Source organism: Nonomuraea phyllanthi (assembly GCF_006334985.2).
Lineage (GTDB): Bacteria > Actinomycetota > Actinomycetes > Streptosporangiales > Streptosporangiaceae > Nonomuraea > Nonomuraea phyllanthi.
On the sequence record NZ_VDLX02000012.1, the window covers coordinates 204,069 to 221,766 of the forward strand.

Consider the following 17,698-nt stretch of genomic DNA (forward strand, 5'->3'; position numbering starts at 1 on the left):
GGTAGAAAGGTGTATATACGGTCACGGTTTAGGTGTCCAAACGGTGAACAGTCGATGACTGGTCGGGGGCCGACCGTTCGATCATGGACGCCAGCAGCGCCGCCACGGCGGAGCAGCCCAGGCCGATGCCCCAGCCGAGCGGCCCGACCGGGCGGCAGCCGAAGAGCTGGCTGAGCCCCGGCGTCGAGACGATCACGCCCAGCGCGGCCAGCGACGAGACGGCGGCCAGCACCACGATGCGGTCCCGGCCGCCGAGCCCCAGCGTCTGCATCAGCTGGGCCGACACCAGGCCGATCAGCCCCACCGTGTCAGCCCGGCCGCGGGTGCCGGTCATCCGCGCGAGCAGCCACGCCGCGCCCGCCGCGACCGCCGTGGTGACCGCGCGCAGGTAGATGTCCCTGGTCAGGGCGGCGCCGAGGGACGCCTCAGGCCCCTCGGCGAGCAGCCTCTCCGGGCTGGCGGCGCTGGGCGGGCGGACGGCCACCGCCATGGCCGGCAGCATGTCGGTCAGCAGGTTGACCAGGAGGAGCTGGCGGGCGTTCAGCGCGCTGTGCCCGGTCAGCAGGCTCGATCCGAGGGTGAACGCGATCTCCCCGACGTTGCCGCCGAGCAGGATGCCCAGCGCGTCCCGTACGGACGCCCACATGGCCCGGCCCTCGACGATCGCGTCGATGATCGTCTCGATGCGGTCGTCCACCACCACGATGTCGGCGGCGGCCCTGGTGGCGGGGGCGGCGCGCGAGCCGAGCGCCACGCCCACGTCGGCCAGCCGGATCGCGGGCACGTCGTTGGCGCCGTCACCGGTCACGGCCACGACGCTGCCCGCCTTGCGGAGACATGTCACGATCCGTGCTTTGTGCTCTGGCGTGACCCGGGCGAACACCGCCACCTCCGCCAGCGCCTCGGCCAGCGCGTCGTCGTCCAGCTCCTCCAGTTCGGGGCCGGTCATCACGCGCCGGCCGTCCAGCGCGCCGATCTCGGCGGCGATGGCCTCGGCCGTGCTGGGGTGGTCGCCGGTGAGCATGATGACCCGTACGCCCGCCCGCATGAGCCCCTCCACGCTGCGCTTGGCCGTCGGGCGGATCGGGTCGGCCAGGCCCAGGAACCCCAGGAAGCACAGGCTCTCGATGCGGGACTCGTCCAGGTCGGCGCGGCTGGAGGCGGGCCGCTCCGCGACGGCGAGCACGCGGTAGCCGTGCAGGGCGAGCCGGTCCACCTCCTGCTCCAGCTCCTTCCTGATCCGGTCGTCCAGCGGCACCTTCCGCCCGTCGATCACGATGCTCGTGGAGTTGGTGAGGACGATCTCCGGAGCGCCCTTGACGCTCAGCAGCTGGCCCGACTCCGACCGGCCGAGCACGGCGTGGTAGCCGCGGCCCGGCTCGAAAGGCAGCTCGTCCACGCGCTGCCACGCGCGCAGGCCGTTGCGGGGCGTGACGCCGAGCCTGCCCGCGCCCTCGACGATCGCGCGGTCCGTCGGGTGCGGGATGGCCCGCCCGCCCTCGAACCTGGGCCCCGCACGCAGCGCCGCGCCGACGATGGCCCGCAGCTCCGGCGTGGCGTCCTCCACCGCCTGGTCGGTCCAGCCGTTCGAGACCCGGCGCAGGCTGATGTGGCCCTCGGTGAGGGTGCCGGTCTTGTCGAAGCAGAGCACGTCCACGCGACCGAGCGCCTCGATCGTGGACGGGTTGCGCACCAGCGTGTTGTGGGCCGACAGCCGCTTGGCGGAGGCGAGCTCGGCCACGGTCGCGACGAAGGGCAGCCCCTCGGGCACGGCCGCGACCATCATGCTCACCGCCGGGCCGACCGCCCGCGCCAGCGGCGAGCCGCGCAGCAGCTCCACGACCATCAGCACCACGCCGGAGCCGAGCGCGGCCGGGAGTATCCGGCGGCTCAGCCGGCGAAGCCGCAGCTCCACCCCGCTCGGCGGCGGCTTCTCCTGGCTCAGCCGGGCGGTCCTGCCCGCCTCGGTGGCCTCACCCGTGGCGACGACCACGGCCAGCCCGTGCCCCGCCGCGACGGTCGTCCCCTCGTACACCATCGAGGCGCGATCGGCGACCGCCGGCGCCGCCGTCGGGGCGTCGGTCTTGGTGACGAGCTGCGACTCCCCGGTGAGGGGCGACTCGTCGATCTCCAGCGCGTGCGCCTGGATGAGCCGCCCGTCAGCCGGTACGGCGTCGCCGGCCCGCAACTCGATCACGTCGCCGGGTACGAGGGAGTCGGCGTCGCCCGCCACGGGTCCCGCGGGACGGCGCAGGCGTACCCGGACGGCCGTGGTCTCGGTGAGGCGGTGCAGCGACACGTCGGCGCTCCGCCGCTGGGCCCCGCCGAGCAGCGCGTCCACCCCCATCACGCCGCTGATCAGCACGCTGTCCAGCACCGAGCCGAACGCCGCCGACACGCCCGCGCCGGCGGCGAGCACCGGGGTCAGCGGGTTGGCCAGCTCGTGCACGGACGCGCTGATCAGTGACTGCGGGCCGGCGGCCACCGGCCGCACCGGCGCCGTCCTGCGGCACTCGGCCTCCGCCTCGGTCAGCCCCTCGGGCGAGGTACGCAGCCGGGCCAGCACGTCCCTGGCCGCCATGGCGTGCCACGGTGTGTGGTCGGCGCGGACCGGCGCGGGCGTGCGGCCCGCGGCGCGCCCCACCCACTCGCCGACCGCCAGCGCGGCGAGCGACGTGCAGTCGCGGGCCACGTTGGCCCGGCTGACCGCCGTGGCGCCCGGGCCGAGCAGCGCCAGCCCCGCACCGGCCACCGAGCCGGCCGCCGCCACCCACACCCCCCGCAGGCTGGCCTTCCTGGCCGGCGGGAGGCACCTGAGCAGCACGTACGCGCTCTCGATCTCGCCGAGCACGGCGGCGTCCCAGGGGACCCTGCGCGCGCCGTCGAGCACGCCGACGCCCAGGTCGGCCTGGCGCAGCGCCCGCCTGGCACGCCTTGACACCACGGCCACGCCGTGCCCGTCGGCCTGCATCGCCCGCACGGTCGCGGCCAGCCGGCTCCCGCCCTCGACGGCCCGGTCCACGCCCAGCCGCTCGGCGAGCCCCTCGTCGCCGCCCGCCAGGATGACCTCGCACGTCTTTCTGGGGGCGGCCACCAGGGCTTCGGCGAGGGGGTGCAGTTCGCGGGCCAGCCGGACCCGCGCGACCGCACGCCCGTCACGGGCCACCTCGACGAACCGCACCCCCTCCTGGGGCCGATCGGGCGCAATGCCTCGCCCCTCGGGCAGGCCCGTGTCGGGTGTGGTGCCTGGAGCCTCGGGTGTGGCGGTCCAGCCGTCGTGTTCGCGCCGGGCCGAGGGGTCGGTGAGGTCGAGCAGCGTGTACAGGCGGGCGTGCAGGTCGTCAGGATCGACGTCCGGCGCGAGCACGTCGACGCCGTCGATCGTCCACGCGCCCGTGGTGAGCACGGCGGCGTCGAGGACGACCGTGTCGATGCGGTCCATGCGGCACAGGGCGTCATGGTCCAGCACGATCGTGCCGCGCCGGGCGAGGCAGCGGGTGACGGCGCTGGTGAAGGCGTCCCGGCCGAGCGTCGCGGCCTTCGGGACACCGGCGATCAGCACGGACAGGCCCCGCTGGTGGTCGCGGCTGATCGCCGTGGTCAGGCCGTGCCCGGCCAGCGAGGCGGCGGCGGCCGCGTCGGCGTAGCGCTCCACGGGGCCGCGCGGCAGAGGGACGGGGCGCGGCCCGGCGGCGGCTCTGGTGTGGCGGTACGCCCCCTCCACGGCGGCGAACTCCTCCTCGCGCAGCTCCCACGCCCGCGACCCGGCGCGCGCGGCCACGAACCGGCCGGTCGCCGCCACCGAGTCGATCAGCAGCGTCGCGGGCCGCATGGCCAGCGTGTACGTGACGATCCTGGTCACCGCCAGCAGCGAGTCTGTGCCCGGCTTGCCGATGCGCCGCTCCAGCTCCCTCCGTACCCGGGGAGTGTGCTCGGCCAGCGACAGGAAGCTCGGCACCGCCGCGGACAGCCGGGGCACCCTGGCCAGGCGGCCGGCCAGCGCCAGCCCGGCGCCGGCGAGGTGCAGGCCGAGACTGAGCGCGGCGCGGGCCTGCTGGTCCGCGCCGTCCCGTACGGAGGGAAAAGGGCGTTCGCCGCCCTCGCCCCCTCCGCCCTCGTACTCGTCCCCGGCCTGGTCGAGCTCCTCCACGATGGCGACGAGCTTGCCGAGGTCGTCGCTCGCCGCGTCGCAGGCCACGAACACGCAGCCGAGCGCCCCGTTCACCTCGGCGCGCGGAGCGCCCGCCGCGAGCAGGCGCTCCTCCAACAGGCGGGCGGGCCGCTCGGTCCGCGGCCCGCCGATGTTCCGCAACTCGATGCGGACCCCGCCGGGGCACGATCGCACCCGCCGGGTGCGCGGGAGGATGCTCCTCATCGGTTCGGGGAGCAAATCGAGCAGCGTGTCAGCACTGAGCAGGCTGGACAACGCCATGTGGCCTCCCGTCTACGGCGTCGCTGCTCACCTGCTCGGTGAGGTGCTCTTTCGCCTGCTCGTCGCGCTGGTTGTGGTCTTCCTGGTCGCCGGCTCGGCCTTGCCCGCCTCTTCCTCCCCCGCGGGAGTCGCGGTGGTGGCCTTGCCCAGGCCGGTGGCCTTGCGTCCGGCGGCCGGTGTCGCCGTGGTCCTGCGTCCTGCGGTGGTGGTCCTGGGCGTGGTGGTCTTGCCGCCGGCGGCCGGCTGGCGTCCGGTCGTCGTGGTTCCGGCGGCCTTGCGCCCGCCGGTGGCGGGTGCCGCGGTGGCAGCGGTCCTGCGTCCGGCGGCCGGGGTCGAGGTCGTGGTGGTCCTGCGCCCGGCGGCCGTTGTCGTGGCCCGCTTGCTCGGCGGCGGCGTGGACTCCTGGGCCGCCGCCGAGGTCTCGCGGGGCCGGCCGAACGCCATCGGCTTCTGCCGCAGCCGCCGCTGCGCGACGACCGTTCCGACGCCGATGGCGGCCGCGACCGGCCACTCCAGCACGCCCAGGGCGGCGAGCGCGCCGAGCGCCCCGTAGTAGGCCATGCGTTCGGGTGGCGGCAGGAAGGTCTTCGCGACATCGACGTAGTGGCCGAGCTCCTGCCTGGTGATGCGCGGCATGTCCACGTGCGGCATCTCGATACGGGGCATCTGGACACGCGGCATCTGGACACGGGGCATCTCGATGTGCGGCATCTCGATGTGGGGCAGGCGGACGTCCGGCTGCCGGACCTCGATGCTCATCAGCGGCAGGTCCAGCGTGTACCGCTTGCGCCCGTCGCCGTTGGACGTGGTGGTGCGCCCTCGCGGCTGGGCTTCAGCCATGACCCCTCCTCCAGGACGAGGAAACCTCACGCAATCCCTATCCACCACCAGGGTCTTTATTCCGGACGGGGAGGAATTGAAGGTTTTTGCCACCCTAAATTTGGGTCTTGGTGGCGGCTCTGTCCGCCCGCCGCTTGCGGTAGAGGAGCGTCCACCCCATCAGTACGGCGATCGTGCCCAGTTGCAGGGCGGTGGACACACCGGCCATGACGTCCAGCGGGAGGCCGTAGATCAGCGGCAGCCGGACGAGCGCCTCGGCCAGCGCTCCCGCGCCCCAGACCAGGGTGATGACGGTGAACACGCGCCGGAACTCGGGCCGCACCTGCCACATGTGCTCCCATTCGGCCAGCTTGTCGTGGTTCTCCGCGTTCAGCCGGCGCATGAGCGCGTACATGAGGGGGTGCCCCACCAGGCACGAGCCGAGCAGCAGCAGGCCGAGCAGCCCGGAGACGACCGACTCCTTGGCCAGGACCAGGCGCGGGTCGCCGGTGAGCTCCGCCAGGAGGACCGCCACGCCGAAGCCCGCCGCCACCAGCGTGGCCAGGCCGTTGAAGCGCCGCAGGCGGACGGCCACGACGGCGGTGCGGAGCAGCGCGGCGAGCCCGCCCAGCATTAGGGCGGGCAACTGGTCGAGGCCGGCGATCCGGCAGGCGTAGTAGACGGCGACGGGCAGTCCCACGTCGGCGAGGACTCCCTTGATCAGCGCGGACCGGTTCATGAGAACTCCTTGGGCGTGACGAAGACGGGATCCGAGGACAGGGGGAGGCGGAGAACGCCGTCCGCGAGCTCGAACGGCACGGCGGCGCCGAACGCGTCGACGGCCTCCGCGGAGAGACCGGCCGGCCAGGGCCGGACGAACGACTCGGCCCCGCCGCCCGTGGCGCAACTGCCGGTGCCGGTGCCGGTGCCGCGTTCGTGGTCGCGGTCGTGGTCGTCGCCGTCTTGCCAGGCGACGAGGATCGGGGCGCCGCGCTCCCTGCGGACGTCGAAGACGTACCGGCCGGGTGGCGTGGCGACCCTGCGGACCTCGGTCGCGGTGGCGAGGTGGCGCGACATCAGGGCGAAGACGTCGGCGGTCGGGTGCCGGCGGAAGTCGCCGTCCATCAGCGCGAACGTGTCGAACATCAGGCCCCGCACCGTGCGCGGGTTGGCGTGCGGCCCCTCGGGCGCGATCTGGAAGCAGGCCGTACGGCGTACCCCGGCCGACAGCAGCAGCAGCGTCCTGGCCACGATGTCGCGGCCGGCCAGCCGCTGCCGTCGGGCCACGAGCTCCGGCGGGCACTCGGTCAGGAACATCCGGAGCGTCTCGGGCAGTTCGGCCGCCCGCTCGTACAAAGCGACCACGGCGGGGTCGTCGGGGGCGGCGCCCGGCCCGCCCTCGGGCACCGGGACCTCGCCGAGGAACTGGCGGCGGTGCCCGGCGAGCACGTCCCGCAGCGCGGCGAAGTTGGCCGGGAACGCGGTGGGCATCGGCCCGTTGTACTCGCTGGCGACGATCGGCCTGCCGTAGCCGTGCCGCGCCATCTGCCGGCGGCACGCCTCGATCAGCTCCGGGATCCGGTACGGGTCCCCGTACGGGTGGATGTCGAAGACGTCGAAGTGGTCGCGCCCGTCCCGCAGGATCCGGTCGACGTAGTCGGCCCACGGCCCGTCGCCCTGGCGCCCGTCGGCGATCATCGCGCCCGGCACGGCGGCGCCGAGCCCGACGAGGGCGTCCGGGTCGGCCTGCTTGACGGCGTCGTGGAAGGCGCGCAGGTGGGAGACGTAGTCGCCGGCCGAGCCGGCCCAGAGCATCGGGACGCACGGCTCGACCTCGCACTGCCAGAACCGCACCCGCCCGGCGGCCCGGCGTACGAGCGCGCCGACGAACGCGCGGTAGCGGCCGGGGTCGGCGGCGGGTGAGGACGGCAGGAACCGGGTCGGGCGCCGGGTGGCCCAGGTGGAGCTGGAGCAGACGGTCACCCACGCCTCGTCGCCCTCCTGGAGCTGGTCGAAGAAGGCGTCGGCGGCCTTCCAGTCGAAGTCGCCGGGCGCGGGTTCGAGCTGCGACCAGAAGAGGTTCAGGCGGACGAAGCGGCCGCCCAGGTCGCGGGCGTGGGTCATGAAGGGGTCGGGGTCGCCGAACAGGCCGTACGTGAAGCCGCGGTTGAGGCCCGTGCGGAGGTCGTCGAGCTGGCTGGTCATGGGAGATCTCTCTGTGGACTAGGCGTCCCTTAATAGGGGACGTTTCGTACCGTACACAGGAAGGCCCTAGGATGCAATAAGGGACGGTCAGGACCGTAAGGACGAGGAGGGTGCGCGTGGGCGGCGAGACACACGACAAGCGTTCGCGGCGGCGGGGTGCCGAGCTGGAGCGGGCGATCCTGCGGGCGGCGCTCGACGAGGTCGCCGACGGCGGCTACGCCCGGCTCACCATGGACCGGGTGGCGCAGCGCGCGGGCACCAACAAGACGGCTATCTACCGGCGCTGGCCGAGCCGGGCGGCGCTCGCGCTCGCCGCGCACCGGGAGTTCGTGGCCCAGGCCGCCACCCCGCCCGACACCGGCGACCTGCGCTCGGACGTGCTGGAGCTGCTGCGGGGAGCGGTGGCCAGGATGAGCTCGCCCGTCGGCGGCGAGATCCTGCGCGGGGCGATGTCGGAGCTGCACCAGCAGCCCGAGCTCAGGCAGCAGGTGCGCGACGAGCTCGCCCAGGAGCCCGGCACGATGCTGACCATCCTCGCGAGGGCCGTGGCGAGGGGCGAGGCCAGGCCGGAGTCACTGCTGCCGCGCGTCGCGACGGTGCCCGTGGCGCTGCTGCGCAACGAGTATCAGATGAGCCTCGTCGGCGGGGTCACCGACGAGGCGCTGGTCGAGATCGTGGACCAGGTGTTCCTTCCCCTGGTCAGACCTCGCTGAGCGGAGTCACTGCCCGGGCACGAGGCGGGCGGGGAAGCCGCCGGTCGCGATCGGGCCCCAGCGGTCGATGTGCAGGCGGATGAGCGACTTGTCCTGGCGGCGCATGGCCTCGCGGTATTCATCCCAGTCGGGGTGCTCGCCCGCGATGCACCGGTAGTACTCGACGAGCGGTTCGAGCGCCTCGGGCATGTCGATGACCTCGGCCCGGCCGTCGACCTGCACGTAAGGGCCGTTCCAGTCGTCGGACAGCACGCAGATCGACGCCCGGTCGTCGGCGCGGGCGTTGCGCGCCTTGGCGCGCTCGGGATAGGTGGACACCACGATCCGCCCGCCCTCGTCGACCCCGCACGAGACGGGCGAGAGCTGGGGCCGCCCGTCCCGGCGGGTGGTCGACAGCAGCCCGTGGTGCCTCGGGCGGAGGAAGTCCAGCAACTCGGGCAGATCCACGCGGCGGGCGGTGGCGACGCTCGGAGCCATCTCATGTGCCTTTCGGTCGTACACTCAGCCCTCCGATCCTTTCATCCCCCCGCCAAGGGGTCCGGAGGTGTACGACCGTTGCGAGAGGAATGCGCCGCGCCGGTGGCGACGGGCGAGCGGCTGGTACGGCGGGTGCACGCGCTGGCCTCCGCCGACGGCGGGCGGGTCGTGGTGGGCATCGCCGGGTGCCCGGGCGCCGGCAAGTCGACGCTGGCGGGGCGGCTGGCGGCGCGGCTGACCGCGTCGGGGCTGCCGGCGGTGTGGGTGCCGATGGACGGCTTCCACCTGGCCGACGTCGAGCTCGAACGCCTCGGACGGCTCGGGCGCAAGGGCGCCATGGACACCTTCGACGCCCACGGCTACCTCGCGCTGCTGCGGCGGGTGCGCGCGGAGACCTCCGCCGTCGTCTACGCGCCGTCTTTCGACCGCGAGATCGAGCAGCCGATCGCCGGCGCCATCCCGGTGCCGCCGGCCGCGCGGGTGGTGGTCAGCGAGGGCAACTACCTGCTCGCCACCGCCGACCCGTGGCCGGGGGTGCGGGCCGCCATGACCGAGGTCTGGTACGCCGAGATCGACGACGCGGTCCGCCTCGACCGGCTCACCAGGCGGCACGTCGAGTTCGGCAAGTCGCCGGAGCAGGCGGTGCGCTGGGTGGCCGAGGTGGACGAGCCCAACGCCGAGGCCATCCGCGCCACCCGGGGGAGCGCGGACCTCCTGGTGAACCCCGACACGTTCTAGCCACCGGCCGCGCTTGCCACCGGCCGCGCTCCTCCCGGTCGGCGGGCCGCGTTCCTCCTGGTCAAGGGGCTTTCCCCGGGTGAGAACCCGCTCGATACGGGCAGCAGATGAAACCTGCTGACAAACCGGGGGAGAAGCCGAAATGTGTGGCATATGCGGATGGGTGGATTTCGAGCGGGACCTGCGGGAGGCCAGGGACACCGCGCAGGCCATGACCGACACGATGGCCTGCCGCGGCCCCGACGACGAGGGGTTGTGGATCGCGCCGCACGCCGCCATCGGCCACCGCAGGCTTGCCATCATCGACCTCGCCGGCGGCCGGCAGCCGATGATCGCCGACGACGCCGGGCGGGAGCCGTCCGTCCTCACGTACAGCGGAGAGGTCTACAACTACCGCGAGCTGCGCGCCGAGCTGGCCGCCCGCGGCCACGAGTTCCGCACCCAGAGCGACACCGAGGTGGTCCTGCGCGCCTACGTCGAGTGGGGCGAGGAGATGGCCGGCCACCTGAACGGCATGTACGCCTTCGCCGTCTGGGACGCCCGCCGCGAGCAGCTGCTGCTCGTCCGCGACCGCATGGGCATCAAGCCGCTCTACTACTTCCCGACGCCGCACGGCGTGCTGTTCGGCTCGGAGCCCAAGGCCATCCTCGCCAACCCGCTGGTCCAGCCGGTGCTCGACGCCGACGGGCTGCGCGAGCTCATGGCGTACGTCAAGACGCCCGAGCACGGCGTCTTCAAGGGCATGTACGAGGTGCGCCCCGGCCAGCTCGTCAAGGTGGGCCGCGGCGGGATCAGCAAGCACCGCTACTGGCGGCTGGAGTCGCGCGAGCACACCGACGACGTCGACTACACGGTCAAGACCGTGCGCGGCCTGCTCGACGACATCGTCGGCCGCCAGCTCATCAGCGACGTGCCGCTGTGCGTGCTGCTGTCCGGCGGCCTCGACTCCAGCACCATCACCGCGATCGCCGCCAAGGGCCTGCGCGACCAGGGGCTGGGCACGGTCCGCTCGTTCGCGGTCGACTTCGCCGGCTACACCGAGCACTTCAAGCCCGATCTCACCCGTGAGACGCCCGACGCGCCGTACGTCCACGAGGTCGCCGAGCACCTCGGCGCCGACCACACCGACATCGTGCTCGACTCGGCGGAGCTGATGAACCCGGCCGCGCGCGGCGCCGTGCTGCGCGCCCGGGACCTGCCGATGGGCATCGGTGACATGGACAGCTCGCTGTACCTGCTGTTCAAGGCGATCAGGGGGCACTCCACCGTGGCGCTCTCCGGCGAGTCGGCCGACGAGGTGTTCGGCGGCTACCGGTGGTTCCACGACCCGGCGGCGGTCGAGGCCGGCACCTTCCCGTGGTTCATCGGCGGCCTGGCCGCGCGTACGGAGGTGCAGCGGCTGTTCAAGGACGACGTGGCGCGCCTGCTCGACATCCGCGGCTACCAGGACGAGAGCTACCGCCAGGCGCTGGCCGAGGTGCCCAGGCTCGCGGGCGAGACCGGGCACGAGCGGCGCATGCGGGAGGTCAGCTACCTACACCTCACCCGGTTCGTGCAGATCCTGCTCGACCGGAAGGACCGGATGAGCATGGCCGTCGGGCTGGAGGTGCGGGTGCCGTTCTGCGACCACCGGCTGGTCGAGTACGTCTTCAACGTGCCCTGGGCGATGAAGACCTTCGACGGGCGCGAGAAGAGCCTGCTGCGCGCCGCCGCCGCGGACCTGCTGCCCGAGTCGGTGCTCCAGCGGGTCAAGAGCCCGTACCCGGCCACCCAGGACCCGGCGTACGAGCAGGCCCTGCGCGACGCGGCCCGCGCGCTCGTCGAGCGGGGGGACGCGCCGTGCGCGCAGGTGATCGACCTGGACAAGGTGCGCGCGATGATCGACCGGCCGATGGGCGACGAAGGCGATCTGAGCACCCGGGCCGCGCTGGAGCGCATGCTCCAGTTCGACGCCTGGCTCAAGGCGTACCAGGTCCGGCTGACCCTGTGAGCGCGCGGCCCGTCCGCTGAGCGCTCCTGGCAGCGTGGCCCGTCCTCTGCGCGTGCGGCGGGTCTCCGGCTCAGCGTTGCCCGTCGTCCGAGCGGGCCGCGGAGCGCTGGTTCAGCAAGGCCCGGCTCATGAAGTCGAACACGCTCCCGCCGACCCACACCGAGTGGCGGCACGGCTCGACCGGCCCGCCCGGGCAGAGCCGGAAGGAGTCGATGCGGCTGCGCATGGTGGCGGCGGCCGCGCAGCCGGGCCGGGCGCCGTTGGCGTCGGTCACCGTCCACGTCTTCAGGTCGGAGGTCGTGTACTCGACCCTGGCCGTACGCCCGTCGTCGCTCTTGTCGCAGACCCCGATGCGCCTGCGGTCGGGCGAGACGGTGGCCGCGGCCCAGCCGGGGTTGTCGCGCCAGCCGTCACGGGCGTCCTGGGGCGCGTCGGCGTGGGCGGGCGATGGGACGAGCAGGGCGGCGAGAGCGGTGACCGCCAGCGCGGTGGTAGCGAACATGCGGCCACTGTGGACCGTTTCGTCCGCCCAAATCCCGCAAATCACGGCCGAATGCAGGTGTTTTGACGGACCTTTGGCCGGGGCTTCGCCCTCGTCAATCATGCTTCCCCTCCGGCAAATGTTTCGTGCTGATATGTGCGACACGCCGTACTAAATGGATCGCCGGTGGTCTTTAGTGGGCACTTTTCACGCATTCGACATAACAGACACTTTGTCGGGTTCGGATTACCAGCCCCCGGGAGGAACCATGTACCGCCTTCTCGGTGCCGTCGCCGTCGCCGTGGCCGCGCCGGCCCTCGTCTGGAGCGCCGCATGGGCCGCCACGCCGCACGGAGTCGACGCCGCGCCGCACAAGGCCGCCGCCGCGCCGAGCGAGATCGACGCGGCGTCGCGCTCGGCCGACCACGTCTCCAACATCGCCCATCGGGCCGGCGCCGCCTACGCGCCGGAGAACACCCTCGCCGCCTGCGCCGAGTCCGGCAGGGAAGGGGCCGACGCGTGCGAATTCGACATCCAGCAGACCAAGGACCACGAACTTGTCCTCATGCACGACCAGACGCTGTCCCGTACCACGAACGTCGAGAAGCTTTTCCCCGACCGTTCCCCGTGGCGGGTCGCCGATTTCACGCTCGCCGAGATACGAAGGCTGGACGCCGGCTCGTGGTTCTCCTCGAATTTCCGTGGCGAGAAGGTGCCCACGCTGGAAGAGGCGCTCCAGGCGATGGACCGGTACGGCGTCGGGCTCATGCTGGAGATCAAGCACGGCGCGCCCAACGCGGGCATCGACCGGCGGGTGGCCGACGTGCTGAAGGGCCACCGCTCGTGGTGGAGGAGCGGGGGCGTGGCGGTGCAGGCGTTCGACTGGAAGGCGATGCGGAACTTCCACGGGATGATGCCCGAGGTCCCGATCGTGCTGCTCGGCAACATGACGGTGAAGCAGCTCTCCGGATTCTCCGACTTCGCCCAGGGCATCTGCCGGCCGCACTCCAAGCTCAGTGCCCACCTCGTCACGACGGCCCACGACAACGGCCTGCGCGTCTACACCGGCACGACGGACAAGCCCGGCCTCATGCGCCGCATGCTCTCGTACGGGGTGGACGGCATCATGACCAACCTGCCCGGCCGCCTCGCCGACGTCATGGGTGCCCGGTAGGCGAAACCCACTTCAGAAACTTCGGTCTGAAATGCGACGATTGGAGTCGTTTGTCCCCCAAGCGATAGGCGAAAGCATGACAGGCGAAAACGGCCGCAGGGCCCTGGTGGTGCGCGGCGGCTGGGAGGGTCACGCCCCCGTGGCGGCCACCGACCTCTTCGTTCCCCATCTGGAGAAGAACGGGTTCGAGGTGGAACTGGCGGACTCGCCGGCGCCGTACGCGGATGCCGGGTTCATGGCCGGGGTCGACCTCATCGTGCAGTGCTACACGATGGGCACCATCGAGCCGGAACAGCTGCGCGGGCTCGAGGCCGCGATCCGGGCGGGCACCGGGATGGCGGGCTGGCACGGCGGCATCGCCGACTCCTACCGGAACTCCTCCGACTACCTGCACCTCATCGGCGGGCAGTTCGCCTGCCACCCGGGCAAGGACCCGGCCGAGCGCGAGGGCACGCAGGCCGACAACTACGTCCCGTACACCGTGAACATGCTGCCCGAGGCGGGCAGCCACCCCATCACCGAGGGCATCACCGACTTCGACCTCGTCACCGAGCAGTACTGGGTGCTGACCGACGACTACATCGACGTGCTGGCGACGACGACGCAGAAGGTGCGCCCGTGGGACCCCTGGCACCGGGAGGTCACCTCGCCGGCGGTCTGGACCCGGCAATGGGGCGAGGGGCGGATCTTCGTCGCCACCCCAGGCCACAGTGTGGACGTGCTAGAGCACGACAGCGTGCGGACCATCATCGAGAGGGGCATGCTGTGGGCGGCCAGGTGAACATCGGCGTGGTCGGATGCGGCGCCATCTCGGCCCAGTACTTCCGCACCATCGCCCGCCTGCCGCGACTGCGGCTCGTGGCCGCCGCCGACCTCGACCTCGACCGGGCCAGGGAGGCGGTTCGGCCCTACGAGGGCGTCGAGGTGATGAGCGTGGCGGAGTTGATGGCGGATCCGCGCGTTGACGTCGTCCTGAACCTCACCGTTCCGGCCGCCCACGCCGAGATCGCGCTGCAGGCCATCGCGGCGGGCAAGGACGTCTATTGCGAGAAGCCGCTCGCCGCGACCGTGGCGCAGGCAGGGGAGATGCTGCGGGCCGCCGACGCCGCCGGGGTACGCCTCGGGTGCGCGCCCGACACGGTGCTCGGCACGGGCACGCAGACGGCCCGCCAGGCGATCGACGACGGGCTCATCGGCCGGCCCATCGCCGCGACCGCGACGATGATGACCCCCGGCCACGAGCGCTGGCACCCCAACCCCGACTTCTACTACGTCCCCGGCGGCGGCCCCCTCCTGGACATGGGGCCGTACTACATCACCAGCCTCGTCACGCTGCTCGGGCCGGTGAGAACCGTCATCGGCGCGGCCAACCGCACCCGTTCCAAGCGCACCATCGGCTCCGGTCCCCGGCAGGGCGAGGAGATCCCCGTCACCGTCGACACCCACGTCACCGGGGTGCTGGTCCACGACTCGGGAGCGCTGACCACGCTCGTGATGAGCTTCGACGGGGCGGCCACCAAGTCGCCCAACATCGAGGTGCACGGGGAGAAGGCGTCGCTCGTCGTACCGGACCCCAACCGGTTCGACGGGCCCGTCCTGATGTCGAAGGTCGGGCAGGACGGCTGGAGCGACCTGCCCACCTCGGCCGGCTACGTCGACGCCGGGCGCGGGGTCGGGCTGGCCGACTTCGCGTGCACCCCGGCGGGCACGGAGCCGCGTACGGGGGGCTCGCTGGCCTTCCACGTGCTGGAGATCATGGAGTCCCTGCTGGCCTCGGCGCACTCGGGAGCGTCGGTGCCCATCACGAGCACCTGCGCCCGCCCGCGCCCCGTGGCCCTCCTCCCCTCCGAGAACACGTAGCCACCGCCTGGTGCCCGCCCGCTCGTGGCGCGGGCACCACGAAACCGTCCTCCGACCGGCTCTACGCGTTCCTCGTGGCCGTGAGGACCGCCAGGCTGACCGGTTCGAGGAGCCGGCCGTCCGAGGTGTAGGCCCGCAGCACCTCGGCGACCTCCTCCTCGAACGCCGGCCGCCGGTCGCCGAGCAGCCGCCGGAGCGGGACCGACGTGACCGGCCTCGCCAGGCACGCGTCGCCGGCGATCACCAGCCCGCCGTCGCCCTCCACCATGCCCTCCACCATGCCGTCCAGTGCCTCCAGGACCCGCTCCCGGTCCATCCAGTGGAACGAGCGCCCCATCGCCACCAGCCGGAACCGCCCCAGCGTCCCGGGCAGGTCCGCCGAACCGCCGAGCACCCAGCTCGCGTTGCCCACAGCCCTGGCGGCGGCCAGCCGCGCGGCCTCGGCGAGCATGCCGGGCTCAGGGTCCATCCCGACCACCTCCGCGACGTGCGCCGCGAGCGGGATGCCGAGCTGGCCGGTGCCGCATCCCAGGTCCAGCAGCCGCCCCGTCCCGTCGAGCCGGAACCGCCGGACGACGTCCTCGAAGAACATCTCCGGATAGCCGGGCCGGAACCGCGCATAGTACGCGGCCGTTTCCGCGAACAACCCATCACTGGTCACACCAGCACATCTACCTCTCGGCGTCGCCGGGCGGCGAGGCGGTGACCGTGGCGCCCGCCTCCGGCCCGTCCGGCAGGCGGAGGCGGAGCCGGTGCTCGGCCCCGTCGCGCCGCAGGCCGATGGCGGCGGTCCCGCCCGCCGCCAGGGGGCAGGCCGCGGTGACGGCCGAGGCGCCGCCGAGCTGGAGGAGAAGCGGCCGGTCGACCGTGACGCCGTCGCCGCCGGGCAGCTCCAGCGTGCCGGGCCGGTGGAAGACCGCCTGGACGAGGCCGAGCCCCGCGTGCCGGACGGCCTGGAGGTCCGGCGTGTTGGCCAGCACGGTCACCTGTCCGGGCTCGCGGAGTCGTTCGGGGGAGATGCCCGGGATCGTGACGTACGCGTACGAGGCGGCGGCGGGCCGTGGCCCGTGATCCAGCCACAGCTCCAGGACGTCGGCCGACACGAGCCGGCCGGGCTGGGAGCGGTTGATGTCCGTCCACCGGCCCGACCGCGTGCCCGCACGGACCGTCACCGGGACCGGCTCGAAGAAGCGGTAGCCGACCCCGTTGTGGTGGAGCGCGGCGGGAAGGCAGCGGACCTCGCCCACCAGGGCGGTCTGGTCGAGGGTGGTGTGCACCGGGACGTCGCCGCCGCCGCTGATGCCCGCGCCGAGCGCCACGAACTCCTCCACGAAGAAGAACCACGCCTTGCGCGCCTCGACGCCGTCGTGCTTCAGGTGCATCGCGGCGACGCCGTACTCGCCGTCCGACAGGACGCCCGCGAACGGGGAGTCGCCGGTGTCGGCACCGAGCACGTTGGTGGGCAGCGGGTCGGCGCCGTACGCGGCGGTCGTGCCGGGGATGTGCCGCCAGTCCTGGACCGGCCAGAGCTCATGGTACTCGTCGCCGCCGCGCCACAGGTGGCAGACCCCGTCGCACAGGTGCCGGCCGCGCAGTCCCTCGTCGTTGCAGCACTCGGACAGCGCCGTACGCGTGGAGGACAGCTTGACCGCCGCCGACCAGGTGGGGCGGTGCACCGCCAGGTAGTCGGACCGCCAGAAGGCCCGCGTGCCCTGAGGCGGGAGCGCGCCGCCGGCGAAGGCCCGCAACTCGTCCGCGCGCGGCCCTCCGGCGGACGCCAGCGCCCGGGCCGCCGCCGCGAGCTCCCGCGCCTGGGCGGCGTTGCCCTCGCGCGAGCTTTCGCGTCCCATGCAGGCGATGTCGTAGCGGCCGGCGTGCACCATCCAGCGCTGCCCGTCGAGCAGGTAACCGGCCAGGACGGCCAGCGCCCGGCCGGAGAGGGCCAGCGCCGTGCCGGCGCTCAGCGCGGCCAGGGCCGCCGTCTCGACGGCGAACACGTGGCCGTACCCGCCGGAGTAGAGCTGCGCGCCGTGCTGGTGGAAGCTGCCGTCGGCCTGGATGCCCTCCCCGGGACCTGGGACGGCCAGGCCCTGCACCCGGCGGTACGCGTCGGCCAGGCCGTCGGGGTCGCCGGCGAGCAGGCAGCGGCGGATGGCGACCTGCGCGGCCCAGAGGAGGTTCTGGCCGGTCATGCGTTCCCAGGTCGCTCGTTCCAGCACCCTGATCGCCTGGTCGCGCTGGACGGCCGTCAGACGGGGCTCCAGGAGGAGGGCGACGTCTCCGAGCAGGCGCGGGACGCCGAGCTGGTTGTACCACCAGTTGGGGCAGATCGGATCGAGCCGCAGCCAGGCGTCCAGCGCCCGCACCGCCTGCTCGGCCCCGTCCCCGTCCCCGTCCCCGTCCCCGTCCCCGTCCTCGGCCCCGTCCTCGGCCCCGGCCCCGGCCCGGCCACCCGGGGTGCCCCGGGCGAGCTCCACGAGTCTGGTCAGGTGCTCGAACGGGGTCCACACGGCCAGGTCGCGGCCGGCGTAGTCGAGGTCGGGCCAGGTGCCGTCCGCGTCGAGAGCGGGCCAGGCGCCCTGCGAGGCGGGCGGGCCGGTGCGCGTGCCCTGCCCGGCACGCAGCGCGCTCACGAGCCGCGCCCGGACGGTGGCGGCGGCCTCCGCCAGGCCGGCCCCGGTCACGGCCACCCCGGGGCGCCGGGCGAGCGGGGCGCGGGCGAGAACACGTCGAGAGCATAGCCCTCGAAGCCCGGGCATCGAGGGGCCCGAAGCATGGGCCTCGGAGCCGTTAGGGCCGCGGCGGACAG

14 protein-coding genes are annotated in these 17,698 nt (G+C 73.3%); 6 read left to right on the forward strand and 8 right to left on the reverse strand.

The window, feature by feature from the left end:
- Window positions 1–28 precede the first annotated feature (28 nt).
- The 4 genes from FH608_RS30355 to FH608_RS30370 all read right to left on the reverse strand — a co-directional run bounded on the left by FH608_RS30355 (window position 29) and on the right by FH608_RS30370 (window position 7,456).
- Window positions 29–4,432: a cation-translocating P-type ATPase gene (locus FH608_RS30355; protein WP_139634055.1), complete on the reverse strand. Its 4,404-nt coding sequence runs from the start codon at window positions 4,430–4,432 to the stop codon at window positions 29–31.
- Window positions 4,433–4,459: 27 nt separating this feature from the next.
- Window positions 4,460–5,272: a hypothetical protein gene (locus FH608_RS30360; RefSeq protein ID WP_139634056.1), complete on the reverse strand. Its 813-nt coding sequence runs from the start codon at window positions 5,270–5,272 to the stop codon at window positions 4,460–4,462.
- A gap of 94 nt (window positions 5,273–5,366) precedes the next feature.
- Complete coding sequence (locus FH608_RS30365; protein ID WP_139634057.1) at window positions 5,367–5,990, reverse strand: VC0807 family protein; 624 nt, start codon at window positions 5,988–5,990, stop codon at window positions 5,367–5,369.
- Window positions 5,987–7,456, reverse strand: coding sequence for a hypothetical protein (locus tag FH608_RS30370; RefSeq protein WP_139634058.1), 1,470 nt, complete (start codon window positions 7,454–7,456; stop codon window positions 5,987–5,989). Before FH608_RS30370 ends, FH608_RS30365 begins: the two co-directional genes overlap by 4 nt.
- Before the next feature lie 116 nt (window positions 7,457–7,572).
- Between FH608_RS30370 and FH608_RS30375 the strand changes: the two genes are divergently transcribed.
- Window positions 7,573–8,169, forward strand: coding sequence for a TetR/AcrR family transcriptional regulator (locus tag FH608_RS30375; RefSeq protein ID WP_226900038.1), 597 nt, complete (start codon window positions 7,573–7,575; stop codon window positions 8,167–8,169).
- Window positions 8,170–8,175: 6 nt separating this feature from the next.
- On the opposite strand, the gene FH608_RS30380 is transcribed toward FH608_RS30375, so the two are convergent.
- The gene (locus FH608_RS30380) at window positions 8,176–8,646 is read right to left on the reverse strand and encodes a PPOX class F420-dependent oxidoreductase (protein ID WP_139634060.1); all 471 of its coding nucleotides are present in this window, start codon (window positions 8,644–8,646) and stop codon (window positions 8,176–8,178) included.
- Window positions 8,647–8,724: 78 nt separating this feature from the next.
- Between FH608_RS30380 and FH608_RS30385 the strand changes: the two genes are divergently transcribed.
- A complete protein-coding gene (locus FH608_RS30385) occupies window positions 8,725–9,384 on the forward strand; it encodes a nucleoside/nucleotide kinase family protein (protein WP_226900039.1) in 660 nt (219 codons plus the stop codon).
- A 163-nt stretch (window positions 9,385–9,547) separates the two neighbouring features.
- Complete coding sequence (asnB, locus tag FH608_RS30390) at window positions 9,548–11,374, forward strand: asparagine synthase (glutamine-hydrolyzing) (RefSeq protein WP_394367709.1); 1,827 nt, start codon at window positions 9,548–9,550, stop codon at window positions 11,372–11,374.
- A gap of 70 nt (window positions 11,375–11,444) precedes the next feature.
- On the opposite strand, the gene FH608_RS30395 is transcribed toward asnB, so the two are convergent.
- Window positions 11,445–11,876: a hypothetical protein gene (locus FH608_RS30395; protein ID WP_139634063.1), complete on the reverse strand. Its 432-nt coding sequence runs from the start codon at window positions 11,874–11,876 to the stop codon at window positions 11,445–11,447.
- Window positions 11,877–12,123: 247 nt separating this feature from the next.
- On the opposite strand from FH608_RS30395, the gene FH608_RS30400 reads away from it, so the two are divergent.
- From FH608_RS30400 to FH608_RS30410, 3 genes are all read left to right on the forward strand, one after another.
- A complete protein-coding gene (locus FH608_RS30400) occupies window positions 12,124–13,029 on the forward strand; it encodes a glycerophosphodiester phosphodiesterase (RefSeq protein WP_193318707.1) in 906 nt (301 codons plus the stop codon).
- A gap of 76 nt (window positions 13,030–13,105) precedes the next feature.
- The gene (locus FH608_RS30405) at window positions 13,106–13,810 is read left to right on the forward strand and encodes a ThuA domain-containing protein (RefSeq protein WP_139634065.1); all 705 of its coding nucleotides are present in this window, start codon (window positions 13,106–13,108) and stop codon (window positions 13,808–13,810) included.
- Window positions 13,795–14,889, forward strand: a complete 1,095-nt coding sequence (locus tag FH608_RS30410) for a Gfo/Idh/MocA family protein (RefSeq protein ID WP_193318708.1) — start codon at window positions 13,795–13,797, stop codon at window positions 14,887–14,889. Before FH608_RS30405 ends, FH608_RS30410 begins: the two co-directional genes overlap by 16 nt.
- 61 nt (window positions 14,890–14,950) lie before the next feature.
- Here the strand turns inward: FH608_RS30410 and FH608_RS30415 are convergent, their stop codons facing one another.
- Window positions 14,951–15,550, reverse strand: coding sequence for a class I SAM-dependent methyltransferase (locus FH608_RS30415; RefSeq protein WP_139634067.1), 600 nt, complete (start codon window positions 15,548–15,550; stop codon window positions 14,951–14,953).
- A gap of 10 nt (window positions 15,551–15,560) precedes the next feature.
- Entirely contained in the window at window positions 15,561–17,573 is a 2,013-nt protein-coding gene (locus tag FH608_RS30420; RefSeq protein WP_193318709.1) for a polysaccharide lyase family 8 super-sandwich domain-containing protein, read from the reverse strand.
- Window positions 17,574–17,698 lie beyond the last annotated feature (125 nt).

What these genes read in the sequence shown, in the direction of transcription:
- FH608_RS30355 (WP_139634055.1), bottom strand. Translation starts at nt 4,432, where the DNA reads ATGGCGTTGTCCAGCCTGCTCAGTGCTGACACGCTGCTCGATTTGCTC.
- FH608_RS30400 (WP_193318707.1), top strand. Translation starts at nt 12,124, where the DNA reads ATGTACCGCCTTCTCGGTGCCGTCGCCGTCGCCGTGGCCGCGCCGGCC.
- FH608_RS30405 (WP_139634065.1), top strand. Translation starts at nt 13,106, where the DNA reads ATGACAGGCGAAAACGGCCGCAGGGCCCTGGTGGTGCGCGGCGGCTGG.
- FH608_RS30395 (WP_139634063.1), bottom strand. Translation starts at nt 11,876, where the DNA reads ATGTTCGCTACCACCGCGCTGGCGGTCACCGCTCTCGCCGCCCTGCTC.
- FH608_RS30360 (WP_139634056.1), bottom strand. Translation starts at nt 5,272, where the DNA reads ATGGCTGAAGCCCAGCCGCGAGGGCGCACCACCACGTCCAACGGCGAC.
- FH608_RS30370 (WP_139634058.1), bottom strand. Translation starts at nt 7,456, where the DNA reads ATGACCAGCCAGCTCGACGACCTCCGCACGGGCCTCAACCGCGGCTTC.
- FH608_RS30380 (WP_139634060.1), bottom strand. Translation starts at nt 8,646, where the DNA reads ATGGCTCCGAGCGTCGCCACCGCCCGCCGCGTGGATCTGCCCGAGTTG.
- FH608_RS30365 (WP_139634057.1), bottom strand. Translation starts at nt 5,990, where the DNA reads ATGAACCGGTCCGCGCTGATCAAGGGAGTCCTCGCCGACGTGGGACTG.